Origin of the sequence: Pseudolactococcus piscium, assembly GCF_002441695.1 — a bacterium.
GTDB classification, from domain to species: Bacteria; Bacillota; Bacilli; order Lactobacillales; family Streptococcaceae; genus Pseudolactococcus; species Pseudolactococcus piscium.
The window spans coordinates 30,480-49,093 of sequence record NZ_JXJW01000020.1 but is presented as its reverse complement, the minus strand read 5'-3'; the positions used below and the strand labels follow the sequence as shown (position 1 = coordinate 49,093).

At 39.0% G+C, this 18,614-nt stretch carries 15 protein-coding genes; 10 read left to right on the top strand and 5 right to left on the bottom strand.

Annotation, left to right across the window (positions count from 1 at the left end; genetic code table 11):
• The first annotated feature begins 26 nt into the window (after positions 1-26).
• Complete coding sequence (locus RU86_RS09840; protein ID WP_096815149.1) at positions 27-1,541, top strand: metal ABC transporter solute-binding protein, Zn/Mn family; 1,515 nt, start codon at positions 27-29, stop codon at positions 1,539-1,541.
• A gap of 122 nt (positions 1,542-1,663) precedes the next feature.
• Positions 1,664-2,272, top strand: a complete 609-nt coding sequence (locus RU86_RS09835) for a class I SAM-dependent methyltransferase (RefSeq protein ID WP_096815148.1) — start codon at positions 1,664-1,666, stop codon at positions 2,270-2,272.
• Positions 2,273-2,321: 49 nt separating this feature from the next.
• Here RU86_RS09835 and RU86_RS09830 read toward each other — a convergent pair whose 3' ends face one another.
• A complete protein-coding gene (locus RU86_RS09830) occupies positions 2,322-3,332 on the bottom strand; it encodes a lactonase family protein (protein WP_096815157.1) in 1,011 nt (336 codons plus the stop codon).
• Between the two features lie 273 nt (positions 3,333-3,605).
• On the opposite strand from RU86_RS09830, the gene RU86_RS09825 reads away from it, so the two are divergent.
• The 5 genes from RU86_RS09825 to RU86_RS09805 all read left to right on the top strand — a co-directional run bounded on the left by RU86_RS09825 (position 3,606) and on the right by RU86_RS09805 (position 10,672).
• Positions 3,606-4,766 carry an AI-2E family transporter gene (locus tag RU86_RS09825; protein ID WP_096815147.1) on the top strand — a complete coding sequence of 387 codons (1,161 nt, stop codon included), beginning with the start codon at positions 3,606-3,608 and terminating at the stop codon, positions 4,764-4,766.
• 146 nt (positions 4,767-4,912) lie between these two features.
• Positions 4,913-6,370 carry an AcpB/EbpR/MafR family transcriptional regulator gene (locus RU86_RS09820; RefSeq protein WP_096815146.1) on the top strand — a complete coding sequence of 486 codons (1,458 nt, stop codon included), beginning with the start codon at positions 4,913-4,915 and terminating at the stop codon, positions 6,368-6,370.
• 232 nt (positions 6,371-6,602) lie between these two features.
• Positions 6,603-8,099: a glycerol kinase GlpK gene (gene glpK / locus RU86_RS09815; RefSeq protein WP_096815145.1), complete on the top strand. Its 1,497-nt coding sequence runs from the start codon at positions 6,603-6,605 to the stop codon at positions 8,097-8,099.
• Between the two features lie 15 nt (positions 8,100-8,114).
• Positions 8,115-9,953: a type 1 glycerol-3-phosphate oxidase gene (glpO, locus tag RU86_RS09810; RefSeq protein ID WP_096815144.1), complete on the top strand. Its 1,839-nt coding sequence runs from the start codon at positions 8,115-8,117 to the stop codon at positions 9,951-9,953.
• The gene (locus RU86_RS09805; RefSeq protein WP_096815143.1) at positions 9,953-10,672 is read left to right on the top strand and encodes an MIP/aquaporin family protein; all 720 of its coding nucleotides are present in this window, start codon (positions 9,953-9,955) and stop codon (positions 10,670-10,672) included. The genes glpO and RU86_RS09805 overlap by 1 nt, the downstream gene beginning before the upstream one ends.
• Before the next feature lie 57 nt (positions 10,673-10,729).
• Here RU86_RS09805 and RU86_RS09800 read toward each other — a convergent pair whose 3' ends face one another.
• The 4 genes from RU86_RS09800 to RU86_RS09785 form a co-directional block, all read right to left on the bottom strand.
• The gene (locus tag RU86_RS09800; protein ID WP_143468112.1) at positions 10,730-12,364 is read right to left on the bottom strand and encodes a sensor histidine kinase; all 1,635 of its coding nucleotides are present in this window, start codon (positions 12,362-12,364) and stop codon (positions 10,730-10,732) included.
• The gene (locus RU86_RS09795) at positions 12,297-12,992 is read right to left on the bottom strand and encodes a response regulator transcription factor (RefSeq protein WP_179296270.1); all 696 of its coding nucleotides are present in this window, start codon (positions 12,990-12,992) and stop codon (positions 12,297-12,299) included. The genes RU86_RS09800 and RU86_RS09795 overlap by 68 nt, the downstream gene beginning before the upstream one ends.
• 176 nt (positions 12,993-13,168) lie before the next feature.
• The gene (locus tag RU86_RS09790; protein ID WP_096815140.1) at positions 13,169-13,873 is read right to left on the bottom strand and encodes a response regulator; all 705 of its coding nucleotides are present in this window, start codon (positions 13,871-13,873) and stop codon (positions 13,169-13,171) included.
• A complete protein-coding gene (locus RU86_RS09785; RefSeq protein ID WP_096815139.1) occupies positions 13,873-15,402 on the bottom strand; it encodes a Spo0B domain-containing protein in 1,530 nt (509 codons plus the stop codon). Before RU86_RS09785 ends, RU86_RS09790 begins: the two co-directional genes overlap by 1 nt.
• Before the next feature lie 213 nt (positions 15,403-15,615).
• Here RU86_RS09785 and RU86_RS09780 point away from each other — a divergent pair, with 213 nt between their 5' ends.
• The 3 genes from RU86_RS09780 to RU86_RS09770 all read left to right on the top strand — a co-directional run bounded on the left by RU86_RS09780 (position 15,616) and on the right by RU86_RS09770 (position 18,604).
• A complete protein-coding gene (locus RU86_RS09780; RefSeq protein WP_096815156.1) occupies positions 15,616-16,905 on the top strand; it encodes a 2-hydroxycarboxylate transporter family protein in 1,290 nt (429 codons plus the stop codon).
• 14 nt (positions 16,906-16,919) lie between these two features.
• Positions 16,920-18,083 carry an NAD(P)-dependent malic enzyme gene (locus RU86_RS09775; protein WP_047915515.1) on the top strand — a complete coding sequence of 388 codons (1,164 nt, stop codon included), beginning with the start codon at positions 16,920-16,922 and terminating at the stop codon, positions 18,081-18,083.
• Positions 18,084-18,274: 191 nt separating this feature from the next.
• Complete coding sequence (locus tag RU86_RS09770) at positions 18,275-18,604, top strand: putative DNA-binding protein (protein ID WP_096815138.1); 330 nt, start codon at positions 18,275-18,277, stop codon at positions 18,602-18,604.
• Positions 18,605-18,614 lie beyond the last annotated feature (10 nt).

Sequence of the window (18,614 nt, the reverse complement as noted above, 5' to 3'; positions counted from 1 at the left end):
GTAAACTAAATAAAGGAAGCGGAAAAATGAAGAAAAAAATACTTTTAGGCTTATTGGCGACGACAGCTATTATGGCACTAGGTGCATGTGGAACGAGTGGTCAAACGGCTAAAAAAGATGGTAAATTACAGATCGTCACCACTTTTTATCCGATGAAAGAATTTACAGACCAAATCGTTGGTGACCAAGCAAACGTATCAGTATTGGTCAAACCTGGTATTGAGCCACATGATTTTGAACCGTCAGCTAAAGATGTGGCTGCCATTCAAGATTCGGATGCTTTCGTTTATAATAACGAAAACATGGAGACCTGGGTTAAGAAGACGACTAAAGATATGAAAAAAGTCGATGTGATTAAGGCATCTGAAGGGATCTTACTGCTACCAGGTGTGAGTGAAGAAGAATCTGGGCATGATCATAGCGATGGCCACACGCACGTACTCGACCCGCATGTCTGGTTAGCACCTAGTCTTGCCATTAAGGAAGTGGAAACGATTCGGGATCAGCTGATTAAAAAGTTCCCAAATAAGAAAACGATTTTCACTAAAAATGCGGCAGCTTATTTGACCAAACTAAAAGGATTAGATCAGGCTTATAAAGATGGGCTAGCAAACGCTAAACAAAAGAATTTTGTGACACAACACGCTGCATTTGCCTACTTATCACTTGAATATGGGTTAAATCAAATTTCTGTTTCCGGTATTAATCCTGAAACGGAACCCTCTGCTAGTCGACTTAAGGATTTGAAAGCTTATGTAGAAAAAAATGATATTCAATATATCTACTTTGAAGGTAACGCCTCTGACAAAGTCGCAAAAACATTAGCAGATGAGGCTGGCGTTAAAACTTTAGCCCTTAATCCTTTAGAATCCTTGACCCAGGATCAAGAAAAAGCTGGCGAAGATTATATTTCTGTCATGACTGAAAACTTGAAAAATTTGCAGAAAACAACAAATGCTGAGTCCAAGGTAACGGCAATAGAACCTGAAAAACCTGCTGAAAAAACAACTGCCCAAGGTTATTTTAAAGATAACCAGGTTAAGGATCGTAAGCTGTCCGACTGGACAGGTAATTGGCAGTCAGTCTATCCTTTACTTCAAAAAGGTGAGCTAGATCAAGTCATGCGCTATAAATCTCTGATGAACAAAGATATGACCGAAGCAGCCTATAAAGCCTACTATATGACAGGTTACAAGTCAGATGTTGAGAAAATTGACATCAAAAATGACAAAGTGAGGTTTACGATCAACGGGAAAGTAAATCAAGCAACGTACAAGTATGCTGGCAAGGAAACACTGACCTATAAAAAAGGGAATAGAGGCGTTCGCTATCTATTTGAAGCTGTTGGAGAAACAAATGGCGCCTACAAATATATTCAATTTAGTGACCATGGTATTTCCCCTGCAAAAGCGGACCATTTTCACATCTACTATGGTAATGATAGCCAAAAAATGCTAACAGAAGAGCTTACAAACTGGCCAACTTATTATCCATCAGATATGAGCGCGACAGCTATTGCACAAGAGATGATTGCCCATTAAAATATAAGCAATCTATTAAACGGAGATGAGGCCAACGGTACTAGCTGTTGGCTTTTTTTGTGCTTAGATTTGAGACGTGCTATAATAAACTAAGTAAAATAGACAAGCGGGAGTGTCACCATATGAAAAACTATGAAAAATTGTCAGAAAGCTATTATGATAAGCATGCCAAAAAATTTGATCACTCATTTGATGGGTTTTTATCAGGTTTTTTTAAACGGTATATTGTCAAACAGCTCGAGATAAAGGATGATATGACAGTTTTAGATGTTGGTGCAGCAACAGGCAAGTTGTTAAAGATGTTATCAACCGATCATAAGTTCGAAGGAACTGGCCTCGATATCTCGTCTGAGATGACACGACTAGCCAGGCAAACCTATCCAGAGTTTCAGTTTGTCACTGGTTCTGCCATGGTCCTCCCTTTTTCAGATGCATCATTTGATGTCGTCATCTGTTCAGCCTCTTTTCATCACTTTCCAGATCCCGTCTTATTTTTGCAAGCAGTACAAGGCATCTTAAAACCAGGTGGTAAGCTTGTCATTGCTGAAATACGTATCCCTGTCTTTCACGGTCTCTATAATTGGTACATAGATATCTTTTCAAAAGAAGGTGATGTCAAAGTCTATGCCGTTGATGAGTTATCTGACTTGCTCGAAACGGCAGGGTTTGTCCTTATCAAAGGCCGTAAACGACTACAAATTCAATACTTTGAAGCACATAAGAAGCAATAGAGACAAGTAAAAATCCTGACATATCATCATGATACGTCAGGACTTTTATTTATTTTACAACGACACAAACAGCCTCTGGTACAGTAAAGTCATGTTGCACTTCACTCAAGTGTCCCGTTTCTTGATCACGTAAGAAAGTGGTCACATTATCAGAATCTTGATGTGGCACAACAAGAATTTTTTCGTTAGTCGATAAAATGAAATCACGAGGAATTTTACCATTTGTTGTGATTAATTGGATGCGTCCGAGTGTCCCATCAGCAAGTACCTCATAGACAGCGATAGAATCATGTCCACGATTTGAAGCGTAAAGGAATTTGCCATCAGAGGAGATGCGAATGGCCGCAGTGCCGTTAAATGTATCCCAATTTTCAGGTAGGGTAGAGATGACTTGAAGTAAACTGAATCGACCAACACCATCATAAATGAGGACTTCAATCGTACTGTTTAATTCACAGATGAGATAAGCGATTTTTTGAGAAGGATGGAAGACGATATGTCTAGGTCCTGCGCCTGGTGTTGCTTGATAAGTTGCAAGTTTGCTTAATTTACCACTAACAGACACATCATAAGTCACGACCTCGTCAGTGCCTAAATCACACGTAACTAGAAAGTGATCAGGTGTTAAGTCTGAGTAATGAACGTGTGGGCTTGCTTGATTCTCATGTGGACCAGAGCCAACATGGACGTCTGTATCTGTAAGTGTGAGAGACCCATCACTAGCACGTTGATAAACACTGACTTCACCTTTATGGTAGTTAGCGCCATAAACGAGTTGACGTGCTTCATCAACTGCGACATAACAAAGTGGCGCACCAGGTGCAACAACATGATTTAATAAGTCACCATCTGCAGTAAAAGCAGCAATACCACCTTCACCATTTTCAGATCCGACACTGTAAATATGTCCAGACTTGTCAAATGCGAGATAGGTTGGGTTAGCTTCTTTTATTTTTAACTGAAGATTACTAAGTAAACCAGTTGCTGTATCAAGGTCTGCGGCGTAAATTCCCTCAGATGTTTTCTTCGTGTAAGTCCCAAAATAAAGTGTTTCTGTCATAAATGTAATCCCTTTCAATTCTATATTGACATTATACCATAACTTTTTAAATAAGGTAGATGGGCTAGTAGCAAACAAATCGTGTTCCCCTTACTAAGCTAATCATCTTAACTTTATTTATCACTAATTCTATATTAATTGGGCTATGAATAGCATGAGGTATGATATAATAAAATAGAAAGTTAATTAAAATAATATGGGGTTTAGTATTTCTTTTTTTTTCTATAATTAATTGCTTTTTTGTTATCAATATATCTTGAATAGGTGGAATATATGAACGAGAAAAATAATTTTAAATCCTCTTGGTTTTTTAAATGGTTCTTAGATAATAAAGTTGCGACCGCGCTTGCCATTATCCTAATGTTTTTAGTCAACTTGTTACTTTTGACAAAACTGAGTTTTATGTTCCAACCGATTGGTGACTTTTTAGGTGTTATCATGTTACCAATCATCTTAGCAGCAGTTTTTTATTATCTATTGAATCCTATCGTTGACTATTTTGAGGTCAAAAAAGTCAAGCGTGTAGTTACAATCGGTGTCTTATTTGCCTTTATCTTAGCCCTGGTTATCTGGGGTCTAGCTGTTGCAATTCCAAGTATTGGCGCACAAACTGAAAAATTTATTGCTAATTTTCCAGCTTATGTAGAGTCTGGTAAAACGCATATCAATAGTCTAGTCGATGATGACCGATTTAAGCAAGTCCAACCGCAAATCGAAAAAGCATTGACAAGTCTATCTAATAACTTAATCGATATTTCCAAAAATATATCGTCAAGTCTTGTTAATGGGACAAGCAACTTTTTATCAGTCGCAACAAGCGTCATCATCTCGCTAATGATCTTCCCATTTATCTTATTTTACCTACTACGTGATGGTAAAAAACTGAATAAATATGTCACAAATATGCTCCCTAATGCCTTACGCAACGATACCTCAACCGTTTTGACGCAAGTCAATTTGCAGTTATCAAGTTATGTTCGTGGTCAGTTGATTGTTGCAGGAACAGTTGCCATCATGTTTTCTATCATGTTCTCGATTATTGGGCTTAAATATGCTGTTGTGATCGGTATTGTAGCTGGTTTCTTAAATTTGATCCCTTATTTAGGCTCATTTTTAGCCATGATCCCTGCTTTCATCATTGCACTAGTAGTTGGCCCGGTCATGATCGTAAAGGTTGCCATTGTTTTTGTGATCGAGCAGACCATAGAAGGGCGATTTATTAGCCCACTTGTTTTGGGTAGTAAGCTAAACATTCATCCCATTACCATCCTATTTGTCCTCTTAACTTCTGGCAAGGTCTTTGGTGTATGGGGCGTCTTTGTCGGGATCCCAGCCTATGCTTCAGTCAAAGTGATCGTCGTTTACTTCTATAAGTGGTATCGTAAAATTTCTAGTCTTTATAAAGATGAAGAAGAAACAGTTGAAAAATCGTAATGGCTTACGATTTTTTTCATGTCTTAGAGCCTAATGATTGGACAATGTGTTATATTTAAATTAGAATGAAGGTGCTAAAGCGGACAAATTATGCGATGGGAAATCCCATTTAGGCCATTTAAAACAGAAAGTAACGACTGAATGCTATGAACATCGAATTATTATTAGACAAAAAAGAAGCTTTACAGGTTGATATCATCAGGCAACTATTATTTCAGAATGATAAGTTGACCAAACAAACACTAGCTAAAAAGATGAACTTGACACAAAATGTCTTAAAAGAGTATCTATCAGATATCCTTTTGGATTGTCAAACCTTAGGGGATTATTTTGTCATTACAGCTGAAGAAAAAGCGCTACAACTTGATTTTTCATCAGACATTAATTTTGATAAGATTGTGCTCTACTATCTCAATCAGAGTCTGACCTATCAGATTTTGAAGTTTGTTTTTGAGCATAAAAAGGTATCTATTTTCCAATTAAGTCAAGAATTTAACAGTAGTGAAGCAACTATTTTTAGGAAGTTAAGGGAGCTTAACAAGGCCTTAGTCCCTTTTAGTATCGAGATAAAAAATGGTCAATTAGTTGGTGACGAACTTCAGATTCGCTATTTTTATTACACTTTATTTTTCTTGATTGATCGTGATTTTTCAAGTGACGATTTGGCAGTAAAAGAGCTGATGGCAAAAATGCAACCAGAATTTCGGAACACTTTTTCAAAGACAGCCTTAAAACGCCTCAGTTGCTGGCTATTTGTCACGAGACACCGCTTGATGGTTGCCAATCATCTCAATCACCGACTTACTGACATCCAAGATAAGTTTATCAGTGATGCCCTCTATCAAAAACTCTCCCAAATTATGGGGGCATACTTCAAAGAGACGACGCCTTATGTTGGCAAAAATGAAGGGGCGATGTTTTATTGTTTTCTGATCAGCTTTGATATCCTGGGGGAGGATAACTTTGCCCATTATGATTTAACAAGACGTAAAAAAATCTCAACAGCTATGTTGGATACCTATAGTAGAGAGATGATTGTCTCCTATTATGGCTATCAACGCTTAAGTATTTCAGATGAGAAACGACTGACCTATAAATTATCACAGATCCATGCTAAAGTTCTCTGTTTTCATGGGCAACTTAATCGCTATGATAGGCATAGAATGCATGCCTATTATCAGCAACATATGACGCCTGAACTGGTAACATTAATCACTAATTTGATTGAAACAGCACAAGAAAGATTAGGTTTAGGGGATTCTGAGCGTGATTTCCTCTGGTTAAACTATGCTAATATCCTTGTTGCACTGAATTTATCCTTGTACAAAAATTTATCTGTTGGGATCGACTTAGCTAATGATACGAGTGTTGGGGAATCCTTATATTATTTTTTACTGACTGAATTATCTAGCATACCACAAGTACGATTTGAAAACTATCAGGAACATCACTATTATGATTTGATATTGACAACAACAGAACATCCTATATCTGTCAATCCTAATTATTATTACCTGTCAGAGTTTATTTCACCTTATGATATTGAGAAAATCAAGGAAAACATCACGCAAATCAAGCTTCAAAAAAATAACTATCAAAAATAAACAAAAAATAGCCTATTCTTGATAGTCTATTTTTAAATTGGCATGGTAAGATAAGAATATAGAAAACGCTTACATCAAATGCGTTATAAAACTTGACATTTTGTGACCGGCATAAAGCTAGCAGGAGTGGGTGACCACTAGACTATGGCTTACGCTTCTCAGGAGATGTTACACTGGCAAGATAAATTAAACAGGTGTTTGATTTATTGATTTAGATTAATGGAGGACGATTTTGGCAGAAGAACAGTATATTATGGCGATTGACCAAGGAACGACAAGTTCACGCGCAATTATCTTTGACAAAATGGGGATGAAAATAGGGAGTTCGCAAAAAGAATTCACTCAATATTTCCCTCAAGAAGGCTGGGTTGAGCATGATGCCAATGAAATTTGGAATTCAGTTCAATCAGTAGTCGCAGGCTCATTCATTGAATCAGGTATCAAGCCAACACAAATTGCTGGTATCGGGATTACAAATCAACGTGAAACAACCGTTATCTGGGAAAAAGACACAGGTAGACCTATCTATCATGCCATCGTCTGGCAATCTCGACAAAGTTCAGGGATTGCTGACAAGTTGAATGAAGATGGTAAAAGTGAATGGTTCCATAAGAAAACCGGTTTGGTCATCGATGCCTATTTCTCAGCAACTAAAATCAGATGGATTCTTGACCACGTAGAGGGTGCACAAGAACGTGCTGAAAAAGGCGAGTTACTATTTGGCACAATCGATACCTGGTTGGTTTGGAAATTAACAGATGGTCAATCTCATGTGACTGACTTATCAAATGCAAGTCGGACCATGCTCTTCAACTTGACAACGCTTGAATGGGATCAAGAAATTTTAGATTTGCTAAACATCCCACGTATCATGTTACCAAAACTTGTTTCAAATTCAGAAATATATGGCATGACTCAGAGCTTTCATTTCTACGGCAGTGAAGTGCCTATCTCAGGTATGGCGGGTGACCAACAAGCTGCTTTATTTGGTCAAATGGCCTTTGAAGCGGGTATGGTTAAAAATACCTATGGGACAGGCTCATTTATCGTGATGAATACAGGAGAAACACCAAGTTTTTCTAAGAATAACTTACTGACTACTGTAGGCTATAGTATCAATGGTAAAGTCAACTATGCACTTGAAGGTAGTATCTTCGTTGCAGGATCAGCAATCCAGTGGATTCGTGATGGCTTACAATTAATCGAAAAAGCAAGTGATTCTGAAGATGCAGCACAAGCCTCAACTAATGATGATGAAGTCTATCTTGTTCCAGCCTTTGTTGGTTTGGGAGCACCTTATTGGGATCAGGATGCACGTGGTGCCATGTTTGGTTTGACACGTGGGACAACTAAAAATGACGTGATCAAAGCAACCTTACAGTCTATTGCTTATCAAGTACGTGATATTGTGGATACCATGCAAGACGACACTGGAATCGCTATTCCAGTCCTTAAAGTTGACGGTGGTGGTACTGCGAATAACTATTTGATGCAGTTCCAATCAGACCTACTAGATATTCCGATTCAACGTTCTAAGAATGCTGAAACAACAGCACTTGGGGCAGCATTCTTAGCAGGGTTAGCTGTTGGTTTCTGGCAAGATACGGACGAAATTCGTGAGTTTTATGAAGCAGGTAAAGTCTTTGAAGCAAATATGGCAGAGGAACGCCGTGAAAAATTATATGCTGGATGGAAAAAAGCCGTTACTGCAACAAGAACTTTTAGATAAGGAAAGAGAGCTAAGATGATAGAATTTTCAAAATCAACACGTCAAGATAATCTAGACAAGATGGCGAAAGACACCCTCGATTTACTGATTATCGGTGGCGGTATTACTGGGGCAGGTGTTGCCTTACAAGCAGCAGCATCAGGTATTAAAACGGGTTTGATAGAGATGCAAGACTTTTCAGAAGGGACATCTTCACGCTCAACTAAGTTAGTTCATGGTGGGATTCGCTATTTGAAAACATTTGACGTAGAAGTCGTGTCAGATACAGTAAAAGAACGAGCAATCGTCCAACAAATCGCACCACATATTCCAAAGCCTGATCCGATGTTGCTACCAATTTATGATGATGAGGGCCCTACAACCTTCGATATGTTTTCAGTTAAAATTGCCATGGACCTCTATGATCAATTAGCAGGTGTTAAGGGCACAAAATATGAAAATTATACGCTGAATGCCAAAGAAGTACTAGAGCGCGAACCTTACATCAAAAAAGAAGGCCTGCAAGGCGCGGGTGTTTATCTCGACTTCCGAAATAATGATGCACGTTTGGTCATTGAGAATATTAAGCAAGCAGCAGCAGATGGCGCTTATTTGGCAAGTAAAGTCAAGGCGACTGGCTTCTTATACAAAGATAATAAAATTGTCGGTGTGAAAGCACGTGACTTACTCACTGGTAAAACGCTTGAAATCTATGCGAAAGTGGTTATCAATACCAGCGGACCTTGGGTAGATAAAATTCGTAATTTGAACTTTACCCGTGCTGTGATTCCTCAAATGAGACCAACTAAAGGGGTTCATTTGGTAGTAGATGCTAAAAAATTACCAGTACCACAACCCACTTATTTTGATACACAAAAACATGATGGCCGGATGGTCTTTGCCATTCCAAGGGAAAACAAAACCTACTTTGGGACAACAGATACTGATTATGATGGGAATTATACAGATCCTAAGGTTACCCAGGATGATGTTGACTATCTACTGGATGTCATTAATAAACGCTATCCCGATGCCAATCTGACAATCCATGACATTGAAAGTTCATGGGCTGGCTTGCGCCCATTATTAATGGGCAATGCTGGCTCTGACTACAATGGTGGAGACAATGGTAGTTTGTCAGACCATAGCTTTGATAAGGTTCTGAATATTATTGGTGCCTTTAAACAAAATCAAGCCAGTCGGACTGATGTAGAAGATGTTTTAAATCATTTAGAAAATTCACGTGGCGAAAAAGAGCTGTCTCCTTCACAAATTTCTCGTGGCAGTTCATTAGAACGTGAAGCAGATGATTTGATCAGTTTGTCAGGTGGCAAAATTACAGATTATCGTAAAATGGCTGAGGGCGCAATTGAGCTAATCAAGAAAATTCTGTCTGATGACTTTAGCCAAACCTATACGGATATCAACTCAAAAGAGTATGCTGTATCTGGTGGTGATTTTGATCCTAGCAAAGTGGAAGAAACTGTTGCTGAAAACGCAGCAGTCGGTATTGCAGCTGGTTTATCCAGTGAAGATGCACACTATATAGCAGATTTCTATGGAACGAATGCACTGACAATCTTTTCATTTGCTAAAGAGTTTCCAGCGTATGATCAGTTAAGCGTCGCTGAATCAGCTATGTTGCGTTATGCTATGGTTGCTGAAATGACACTCACACCAAGTGATTACCTCATGAGACGGACCAATCATATTCTCTTCCAACGTGATCGTTTGGATGCGATTAAGCATCCTGTATTAGCTGCAATGGCTGACTATTACGCCTGGACAGAAGATGAAAAAGCTGAGTACCTAGTTGAGTTGAATCGTGTGATTAATACGTCAGACTTGAAAGAATTGAAAGCGGGGGCAAACTAATGTCAGCAGATATGACACAAATTTTTAGTGAATTCATTGGTACAGCCATCCTTATTTTATTAGGGGATGGGGTCTGTGCCGCAGTCAATCTAAATAAAAGTAAAGCACAAAACTCAGGGTGGATCGTGATTGCCTTTGGTTGGGCACTCGCTGTAACGATTGCCGTTTATGTCGCAGGGATTAATGGCCCTGCCCATCTCAATCCAGCAGTAACGATCGCCATGGCTGTAAATGGTAGCCTCAAAGCGAGTTTAGTCTTACCTTTCATCGTTGCACAAGTATTAGGTGGTATTGTTGGTGCAGTCCTTGTTTGGTTAGCATATCTACCCCATTGGAATGAAACAACTGACAAAGGGGCAATTCTTGGTACCTTTTCTACCGGACCTGCCATTCGTAACTATCCAGCAAATTTCATCTCAGAAGTTATTGGGACGATGGTCCTTGTCGTAGGTTTACTCGCTTTTGGTGCTAATAAATTTGCTGATGGGACAAACGTTTTCGCAGTTGGTGGCTTAATTTTAGCGATTGGTCTATCACTTGGTGGGGCAACAGGCTATGCAATCAATCCTGCACGAGATTTAGGTCCTAGGATCGCACACTTTATCCTTCCAATGAAAAATAAAGGGGATTCTGACTGGGCTTATAGCTGGGTACCAGTTGTTGCACCTATTGTTGGTGGGCTCTTAGCAGTTGGTTTATTCACATTTATCAAAAAATAGTCATCGTATCGATAAGAAAAAAGCATCTAGAGCGTCTAGGTGCTTTTCTTGTTGCGATTAAAAAGTGACCGTGAAAGTCGTTCCCTTACCGAGGACACTGACAACATCAATATGACCACCAAGTTCAGCTAAGTTCTTCTTAACAATCGCGAGGCCTAAGCCCGTCCCTTCAGAGTCTCGGGTATGGTCCGCACGATAAAACCGCTCGAAAATTCTGGATTCCTCGATTGCAGTTAACCCAGGACCATTATCTGAGATAGAGAAGAGTAACATATCCGACTGTTTACTGGCAGAAATAAATATTTTACCACCATCAGGTGTATAATTGATGGCATTCTCTATCAGATTTTTTAAGATCGCATAGAGGTGCTTTTCATTAGATTTAAAATAGAGCTTAGGCTCATATTGTCGCGTGACCAGCAGTCTTTTTTCGCTAATTGGCAACTCAAAGTTAGTCAGCACATCATCGATTTGACCAGCTAAATCAAGCTTGATTTTTTTAAGATGTTTGGGCTGACGTGTCATCTCAAGTGTATCAGCAACTAATTTAGATAGGCGTCTTGTCTCTTTAACGATGTGCTTGGCGAATTTTTTAGCAGCATCTGGTGCTAATTTTTCTTGGTCATTGGCTAAAATATCAGCAAAGCCAGCAATAGCAGCTAAAGGCGTTTTCAGATCATGAGAAACATTAGCAATAAAGTCGTTATGCGCAAGTGTTGTCGCTTTATAAGTCGTCACATCAATCATGGTGACCATGAGGCGATGATCAAGTGCTTGGATTGGTCGGACGTTAACCGTATAGTAGGCATTGATATGCTCAAAATAGAAGGTGCGTTCCTGTTGCCCAGGTTTTAGCATTTTATTCACTAGAAATTGTAGGACATCACTATAGGGACTAAAAATATCTAAGTTTTTGGTGTCTGCAAATTCATTTTTAAAACTAGCATTACTCCTTCGAATGGTGCCTTTTATGTCATAAATAAAAATAGGAAACTCAAAGAGCTCAATAAATTCATATAGGTTTTTTTTAGCAGGTGTAGAGCTCTCGGCCTGATGCTGGATGGTCTCACCTAGGTGATTCAATGCGGTCGTTACTTTATCATCGTTTTCAGATATCAAGTAACTTTGTGTGAGCGGACTACGACGAATATTTTTAATTTTGGCAATGGTATCTGTTTCAAACTGATGTAGTTTCTTAGCACTTGTATAGAGCTGGAAAATCCAGATGAGATAGATCGATGCCGCAAAAATAATGATGATGGTATTCACCGCATTATCAGAAGACCGTTGCCGCGTGATTTGCACATAATTTTTGAGGACGGCTTCTTGATAATTAGGCACCGTAATTGTTAGGTTTGTTTTGGTTAATGTCCGCGTAAATTTTGCGCCATTCTTGATATTGTCAACTGCTTTTGAATCAGTATTGGTTGGTAGCACAATGACTGACTCATCAAATTTTGTATCAGGGTTTTTCTTTAGAATATCTGAGACGGCATAGGCACGCACCATCAAATTATCTGTATCGATCGCAGTGGTGTGTTGGTTAAGAAAAATAATGACCACGGCAGTTGTTAAGATATAGACACCTGAAAAAATCAGGAGTTTTGATATCTTAAATTTACGTTTAAGTTGTTTCGTCTTCAATGAACTGATACCCAAATCCTCTTTTTGTTTTGATAAATCTGTTGTCAAGTTTTTTTCTCAGGTTACTAATCGTGACATCAACTACACGCGTTTCGTACTCTTGTGTTTCACCCCAAAATTCAGTCAAGATGGCTTCTCGACTGACGATAATATCTTGATGCTGAACAAGAAAGACAAGTAGATTAAATTCTCGTTTAGACAAGGCGATTTTTTCGTTAAACAAGCTAGCTGTTTTCGTTTTCAAGTCGATCGTCAATGTTTTAAACTGGTAAGACTCAATCTGTTTTTCTGCTCTACCTGTTTTTTGATAGATTTGATTGCGCCGAATTAAGGCATTAGCTCGTGCAATAATTTCTCTTTGTGGCGTTGTTTTATCCAGATAATCATCAACACCCGAGTTAATGCCTGTTATCTTGAGGTCATCATCTTCACGTGCAGTCAAGATAATAATCGGTGTATAATTTGCGTGTTGTCTTAAAGACTCCGTCACAGCAAGACCAGACAAACCAGGCATCATCATATCTAGTAAAATAATGTCAAATGTCTGTTTTGAGGCAAGTGCTAGTGCCTGCACCCCATCTTCAACGAGTGAGACTTTAAACCCATCAGACTCGAATGTATAAGATAGCAGTGCTAATATGGCACTGTCATCATCAGCAATCATAATTGTTTTCATACCTAAATTATAACAAAAAAAACCGCTGAATTTCTCAATTCCCTACGGTTTTTTTAGCTATTTATTAACTTTCTAATTTTTGCTTATAATTTATCTTTCATCTCTTGACTAATAAGGCTGATACTTGCTAAATAGTCTTGAGATGCTATCAGGATAAAGTATTTAGAACACGTGACTTATGTCCTGTGCTCGCCTGGCTGAATTAAGGCCGTGTAGATTTTATAGGGACGCCCAATCTTTGTGTAAATGACCTGACTGGTTAAGGCATGCTGTTCCTCTAAGTAGACGATGTACTTTCTAACTGACACATGTGAAAACCCACTTTTTTCAGCTAGCTCTTGAATGGTAAAGGGTTGAGGTAGACGATTGATTGTCTCTTTTATCCTGCTTAAAGTATCTATCACTAGGCCTTTATCAAGGCTTTCTGTTTTAGCTGGTTGCATTTTTGAGCTTTTACTGTCCCCCTTGACGAGTTGGTCAATAGCTGCTTGCATCAGACTTGTTTGGGCTAAGGTTTGTTTGCGCTGAAAGAAGAGGGACAGACTCTCTTGAAAGCGTTCATTTGTAAAGGGTTTAATCAAATAATCAACTACACCAAAATGTAGGCCTTTTTCAACCGTTTTTGCCTCGCTTGCAGCAGTAATGACGATGACTTCAAGAGACTGTGTCAGTTTGCGAATATGGCTGAGTAGGTCTAGGCCATTGCCATCTTTTAAATGAATATCTAATAGCAGCAAGTCAACAGATTTACTGTCTAGAATTTCTTGTGCTGCCTGAAGTGAATTTGCAGAATAAATGACAGAAAATTTGTTACTTTTCTCTAAATAGTTACGATGGATGAATTCCACCATTGGATCGTCTTCCACGATTAATACATGCATTAGCTTACCTCATGATAAGGTGCACCTAGTTGGAGCACCACAGTCTGATTGTTGCTGTCGATAGTAAAAGTTGCCTTAGCTTCTTTTCGTAATTGTTGAAAAAATGGATGCTCACAGCCAGTTTTTAAAATGGCCTGCTGTTGTGTGTCTAACCCTAACGTATAGGTCGTAGTTAAGGTATCATTGGCATATTGAATTAGGATTTGTAGCTCTTCTGGTAAGGCTATTTTGAGTAGTAGATGGTGAATATAGCGGTAGCAATTCATGATAGCAAGTGTTTCATCATCGTCACTCGTCTCCGGTATTTCTGGTGATATATCAAATAGTAGGGTAACTTTTCGTTCAGAAAATTTTTGCCGCTCTCCGATTAGAAACCCTGCAATCTGAGGATTGCGAACGAGGAAGGAAAGGCGGTGAGAAAATTCCTTTTCAGGTGATAAAATATCATGTAAATAGATGCTCAGCTCATCATAGGCTTTTAAATCAACTAAGCCGTAAATCACGTGTAACTTGTTCATAAACTCATGAGATTGTGCTTGTAAGGCACTCGCATAGGCTGTTGTATTGGCTAACTGGTCCATCACAAACAAAGATTCAGTGGCATTACGTAAAAAGATAATCCAACCAATCGGCTTTTGCTGGATGATAATCGGTGCACTTGAAAACAAATATTCTTGGCCGTTTTGCCGATAGAGCTGTTCTCGCTTGCTATCTAGTGACACAGCATCAAGTTCAACAATCAGGGCTTCAAGTTGCAGTCCAGTAAGCGTATGACCTGGTCCACTTGTTTTCTCATATAGCTCATTTGCTGCGATATTACTTAACTGAATGACTTTATCTGAATTCACGACAATGATGGCATCATTGGTATGGCTCAGCATGGCATTTCTTTCTTCAAGCAGTTGAGAAATTTCTTTAGGCTCTAAGTTGAGCAGCTGCCGTTTGAGGTAGTAGGCGATGCCCAAAGCGGCAATAAAGCCAATCGCAATACTAGTAAAGAGAACGATGGTATAGCCTTGTCTAAATTTATTAATTAGCATGCCTAAAGTTTGTACTTTGACACCTAGAGCGACGACACCAATCTGTTGTTTATTATCACCATAGATAGGGACAAATCCTCTTAAGGATTGACCTAGACTTCCTTTACTAAATGAGACATAGGTCTGTCCTTTTAAGGCTTCTTTTTCATCGTTACCTTGAAAGGGTTTACCGATTAGGCTAGCATCGGGATGTGTCAGACGTTTTGCCTGCATATCCATGATGACGACAAAATCTAAGTCATAGATATGGTAGATATCTGTGGCATAAGCTTCCAATGCCTTTTCATTAGTATGCGTGGTTAGGACCTGTTTAACCAATGGATCTATTGACAGTTGTTTACCAATTGAGAGTAAGAGTTTCGACTCAGTTTTTCTAACAGACTGAGCTGTTTGATAAACCATTAGGCCATAAAAAAGGGAGGTAATCAGAAAAAGAGTTGAAATAAAGGCGATGGTTAATAAACTCCAAAGACGTAACCCTTTTTTCATATTCTCTTCCTCACTTATTCTAACTTTTCTTTCATTATAGCACATTTGCAAGAACCGATTTCTTTTAAATAAGTTGAATTACTTAAAAAACTTAAATAAACTAGGAAAAAGAAAACGCTTACTTTATACTGAGGATAGAAACAAACAAGGAGGAAAAAAGAGATGCAACAAGAGGGAAAAACAAAATTGGAAAAGGGGCCGCCATTAAAAGATATGGCCAACCACTGGATGACGATCAAAGTTGGGTCAGTGCCATTGCCTGTCTATATCGCCCTATCCACTGTAATCGTGATTACTGGTTTACTACAACAGTTACCAGTGAATATGCTAGGTGGATTTGCCGTCATTTTGGTGATGGGATGGTTACTTGGCACGATTGGTGCCAACATTCCATTTTTAAAAAACTTTGGTGGTCCTGCAATTTTATCTTTACTGGTCCCATCAATTCTAGTATTTTTTAATCTGATTAACAAAAATATTATGGGTTCAGCACATATCTTAATGAAGGATGCAAACTTTCTGTATTTCTACATCGCCTGCTTGGTATGTGGTAGTATCCTTGGGATGAATCGTAAAATTTTGGTTCAGGGCTTGTTTCGCATGATTATTCCAATGTTATTGGGGATGACCTTCGCCATGGGCGTCGGTACTCTTGTCGGCGTTCTATTAGGATTAGAGTGGCAACATACACTCTTCTATATCGTGACACCTGTCTTGGCTGGTGGTATCGGTGAAGGTATTTTACCACTATCCTTAGGTTACAGTGCAATTACAGGACTCGGAAGTGAGCAATTAGTTGCCCAATTAATTCCAGCAACAATCATCGGTAACTTCTTTGCCATCATGTGTACCGCTTTACTATCAAGTTGGGGAGAAAAACGACCAGATCTATCAGGTAATGGCCAATTAGTGAAAGTCGGTCAGACTGATGATATGAAAGATGCCTTAAAAGAAGGCTCTGGAGAACTAGACTTGAAAAAAATGGGCGCTGGTGTCCTGACTGCCTGTACCTTATTCATAGCTGGTGGGTTATTACAGCACTTTACAGGCTTTCCAGGTCCAGTATTAATGATCGTGTTAGCAGCAATACTGAAATACTTGAATGTTGTGCCACTAGAAACACAACAAGGCTCTAAACAACTCTACCTGTTTATCTCTGGTAACTTTACGTTCCCAGTCATGGCAGGCTTAGGCTTACTCTACATTCCTTTAAAAGATGTTGTTGGGACCTTAAGCATTCAATATTTCTTAGTCGTCATCAGTGTTGTGTTTACAGTTATTGCGACAGGCTTCGTGGTATCAAGATTTATGAACATGTATCCAATCGAAGCTGCCATTATTTCAGCCTGTCAAAGTGGTATGGGAGGTACAGGAGATGTTGCCATTTTAAGTACTGCAAATCGTATGAATTTAATGCCGTTTGCACAAGTCGCAACACGCTTAGGTGGTGCAATTACGGTCATTGTGATGACAGGTATTTTTAGACTTATTTTTAAAGGATAGAGGAGGACATGAACATGTCAGAAGATGTAAAAGAATTAGCCTTGCAACAAGCAAGAGATAACGGTGGTAAACTATCAGTTATTTCTAAAGTAACAATTGACAACAAAAGAGATTTAAGTATCGCCTATACACCAGGTGTAGCAGCTGTTTCTTTAGCAGTTGCAGAAGATAAGGCCTTGGCTTATCAATTAACGACGAAAAAAAATACGGTAGCGGTTGTCAGTGATGGCTCAGCTGTGTTAGGTCTGGGGAATATTGGACCAGAAGCAGCGATGCCAGTTATGGAAGGAAAAGCTGCCTTATTCAAACGCTTCGCTGATGTTGATGCTGTCCCAATCGTTTTAGATACACAAGATACAGAAGAAATCATTGCCATCGTTAAAGCCATTGCCCCAACTTTTGGTGGGATTAATCTAGAAGACATCAGTGCGCCACGTTGCTTTGAAATTGAACAACGGTTGATTGAAGCATGTGATATCCCAGTCTTTCATGATGACCAACATGGGACAGCGATTGTCGTCTTGTCTGCCTTATTTAACAGCTTAAAATTAATCAACAAAACCTTGGCTGACGTTAAAATCGTTGTCAATGGGGGTGGATCAGCAGGGCTGTCTATCACACGTAAATTCTTAGCAGCAGGTGCTAAACATATCACAGTTGTCGATCGCTTTGGTATCATTAATGAGGAGGATGGGGCAGAATTGGCGCCACATCACCTTGATATTGCCAAAGTAACAAATCGTGAGCATCTGTCAGGCACGCTTGAAACAGCGCTTGTAGGTGCAGATGTGTTTGTTGGTGTTTCTGCACCAGGTGCCCTCAAAAAAGAATGGATTAAAGCAATGGCAGACAAACCCGTTATTTTTGCCATGGCCAATCCAATTCCAGAAATCATGCCTGATGAAGCACTTGAAGGTGGCGCATATATTGTTGGGACAGGTAGAAGTGACTTCCCTAATCAAATTAATAATGTCTTAGCCTTTCCAGGTATCTTTAGAGGGGCACTCGATGCTAGAGCTAGAAAAATTACCATCGAGATGCAGATTGCTGCGGCTAAAGGAATCGCAAGTTTAATTCCAGAGAGTGAGCTCAGCACGACGAATATCATTCCAGATGCCTTCCAAGATGGTGTCGCAACTGTGGTAGCCAAAGCAGTAAGTGGCAGTGTGGATGACTAAGTATAGATAAATAAAGCACATTGTCATTAACATAAAAACGGATAGGTCGTAGCTGTTACGATCTATCCTTTTTTTATATGCACAAAACAGTCATTTTTCTCAACCGATGATGTTTGGTTGAGCCCTTATAAAAGAAGTCGATAGCGTAGATAAGGAGAGCATAGACCGGGGTTGTATGATATAATATAAGAATGGAAATTGAAAAAACAAATCGCATGAATGCCCTATTTGAGTTTTATGCGACTTTGCTGACAGAAAAGCAGATGAATTATATCGAACTCTACTACGCTGATGACTTTTCTCTTGCAGAGATAGCAGAAGAATATAACGTCACACGACAAGCTGTTTATGATAATATTAAGCGGACAGAAAAAGTACTAGAAACGTATGAAATAAAGCTGCACATGTATTCTGATTATATTGTTCGAGATCAGATTTTTTCAGAACTCTTGACGAAATATGAAGCAGATACCTATCTGACGCAACAAATTGACCTACTACAAAGCTTAGAAAACGAATAGAAATATTAAA

Coding starts and splice junctions, on each gene's coding strand:
- RU86_RS09840 (WP_096815149.1), top strand. CDS start 27: ATGAAGAAAAAAATACTTTTAGGCTTATTGGCGACGACAGCTATTATG.
- RU86_RS09835 (WP_096815148.1), top strand. CDS start 1,664: ATGAAAAACTATGAAAAATTGTCAGAAAGCTATTATGATAAGCATGCC.
- RU86_RS09830 (WP_096815157.1), bottom strand. CDS start 3,332: ATGACAGAAACACTTTATTTTGGGACTTACACGAAGAAAACATCTGAG.
- RU86_RS09825 (WP_096815147.1), top strand. CDS start 3,606: ATGAACGAGAAAAATAATTTTAAATCCTCTTGGTTTTTTAAATGGTTC.
- RU86_RS09820 (WP_096815146.1), top strand. CDS start 4,913: ATGAACATCGAATTATTATTAGACAAAAAAGAAGCTTTACAGGTTGAT.
- glpO (WP_096815144.1), top strand. CDS start 8,115: ATGATAGAATTTTCAAAATCAACACGTCAAGATAATCTAGACAAGATG.
- RU86_RS09805 (WP_096815143.1), top strand. CDS start 9,953: ATGTCAGCAGATATGACACAAATTTTTAGTGAATTCATTGGTACAGCC.
- RU86_RS09795 (WP_179296270.1), bottom strand. CDS start 12,992: ATGAAAACAATTATGATTGCTGATGATGACAGTGCCATATTAGCACTG.
- RU86_RS09790 (WP_096815140.1), bottom strand. CDS start 13,873: ATGCATGTATTAATCGTGGAAGACGATCCAATGGTGGAATTCATCCAT.
- RU86_RS09785 (WP_096815139.1), bottom strand. CDS start 15,402: ATGAAAAAAGGGTTACGTCTTTGGAGTTTATTAACCATCGCCTTTATT.
- RU86_RS09780 (WP_096815156.1), top strand. CDS start 15,616: ATGGCCAACCACTGGATGACGATCAAAGTTGGGTCAGTGCCATTGCCT.
- RU86_RS09775 (WP_047915515.1), top strand. CDS start 16,920: ATGTCAGAAGATGTAAAAGAATTAGCCTTGCAACAAGCAAGAGATAAC.
- RU86_RS09770 (WP_096815138.1), top strand. CDS start 18,275: ATGGAAATTGAAAAAACAAATCGCATGAATGCCCTATTTGAGTTTTAT.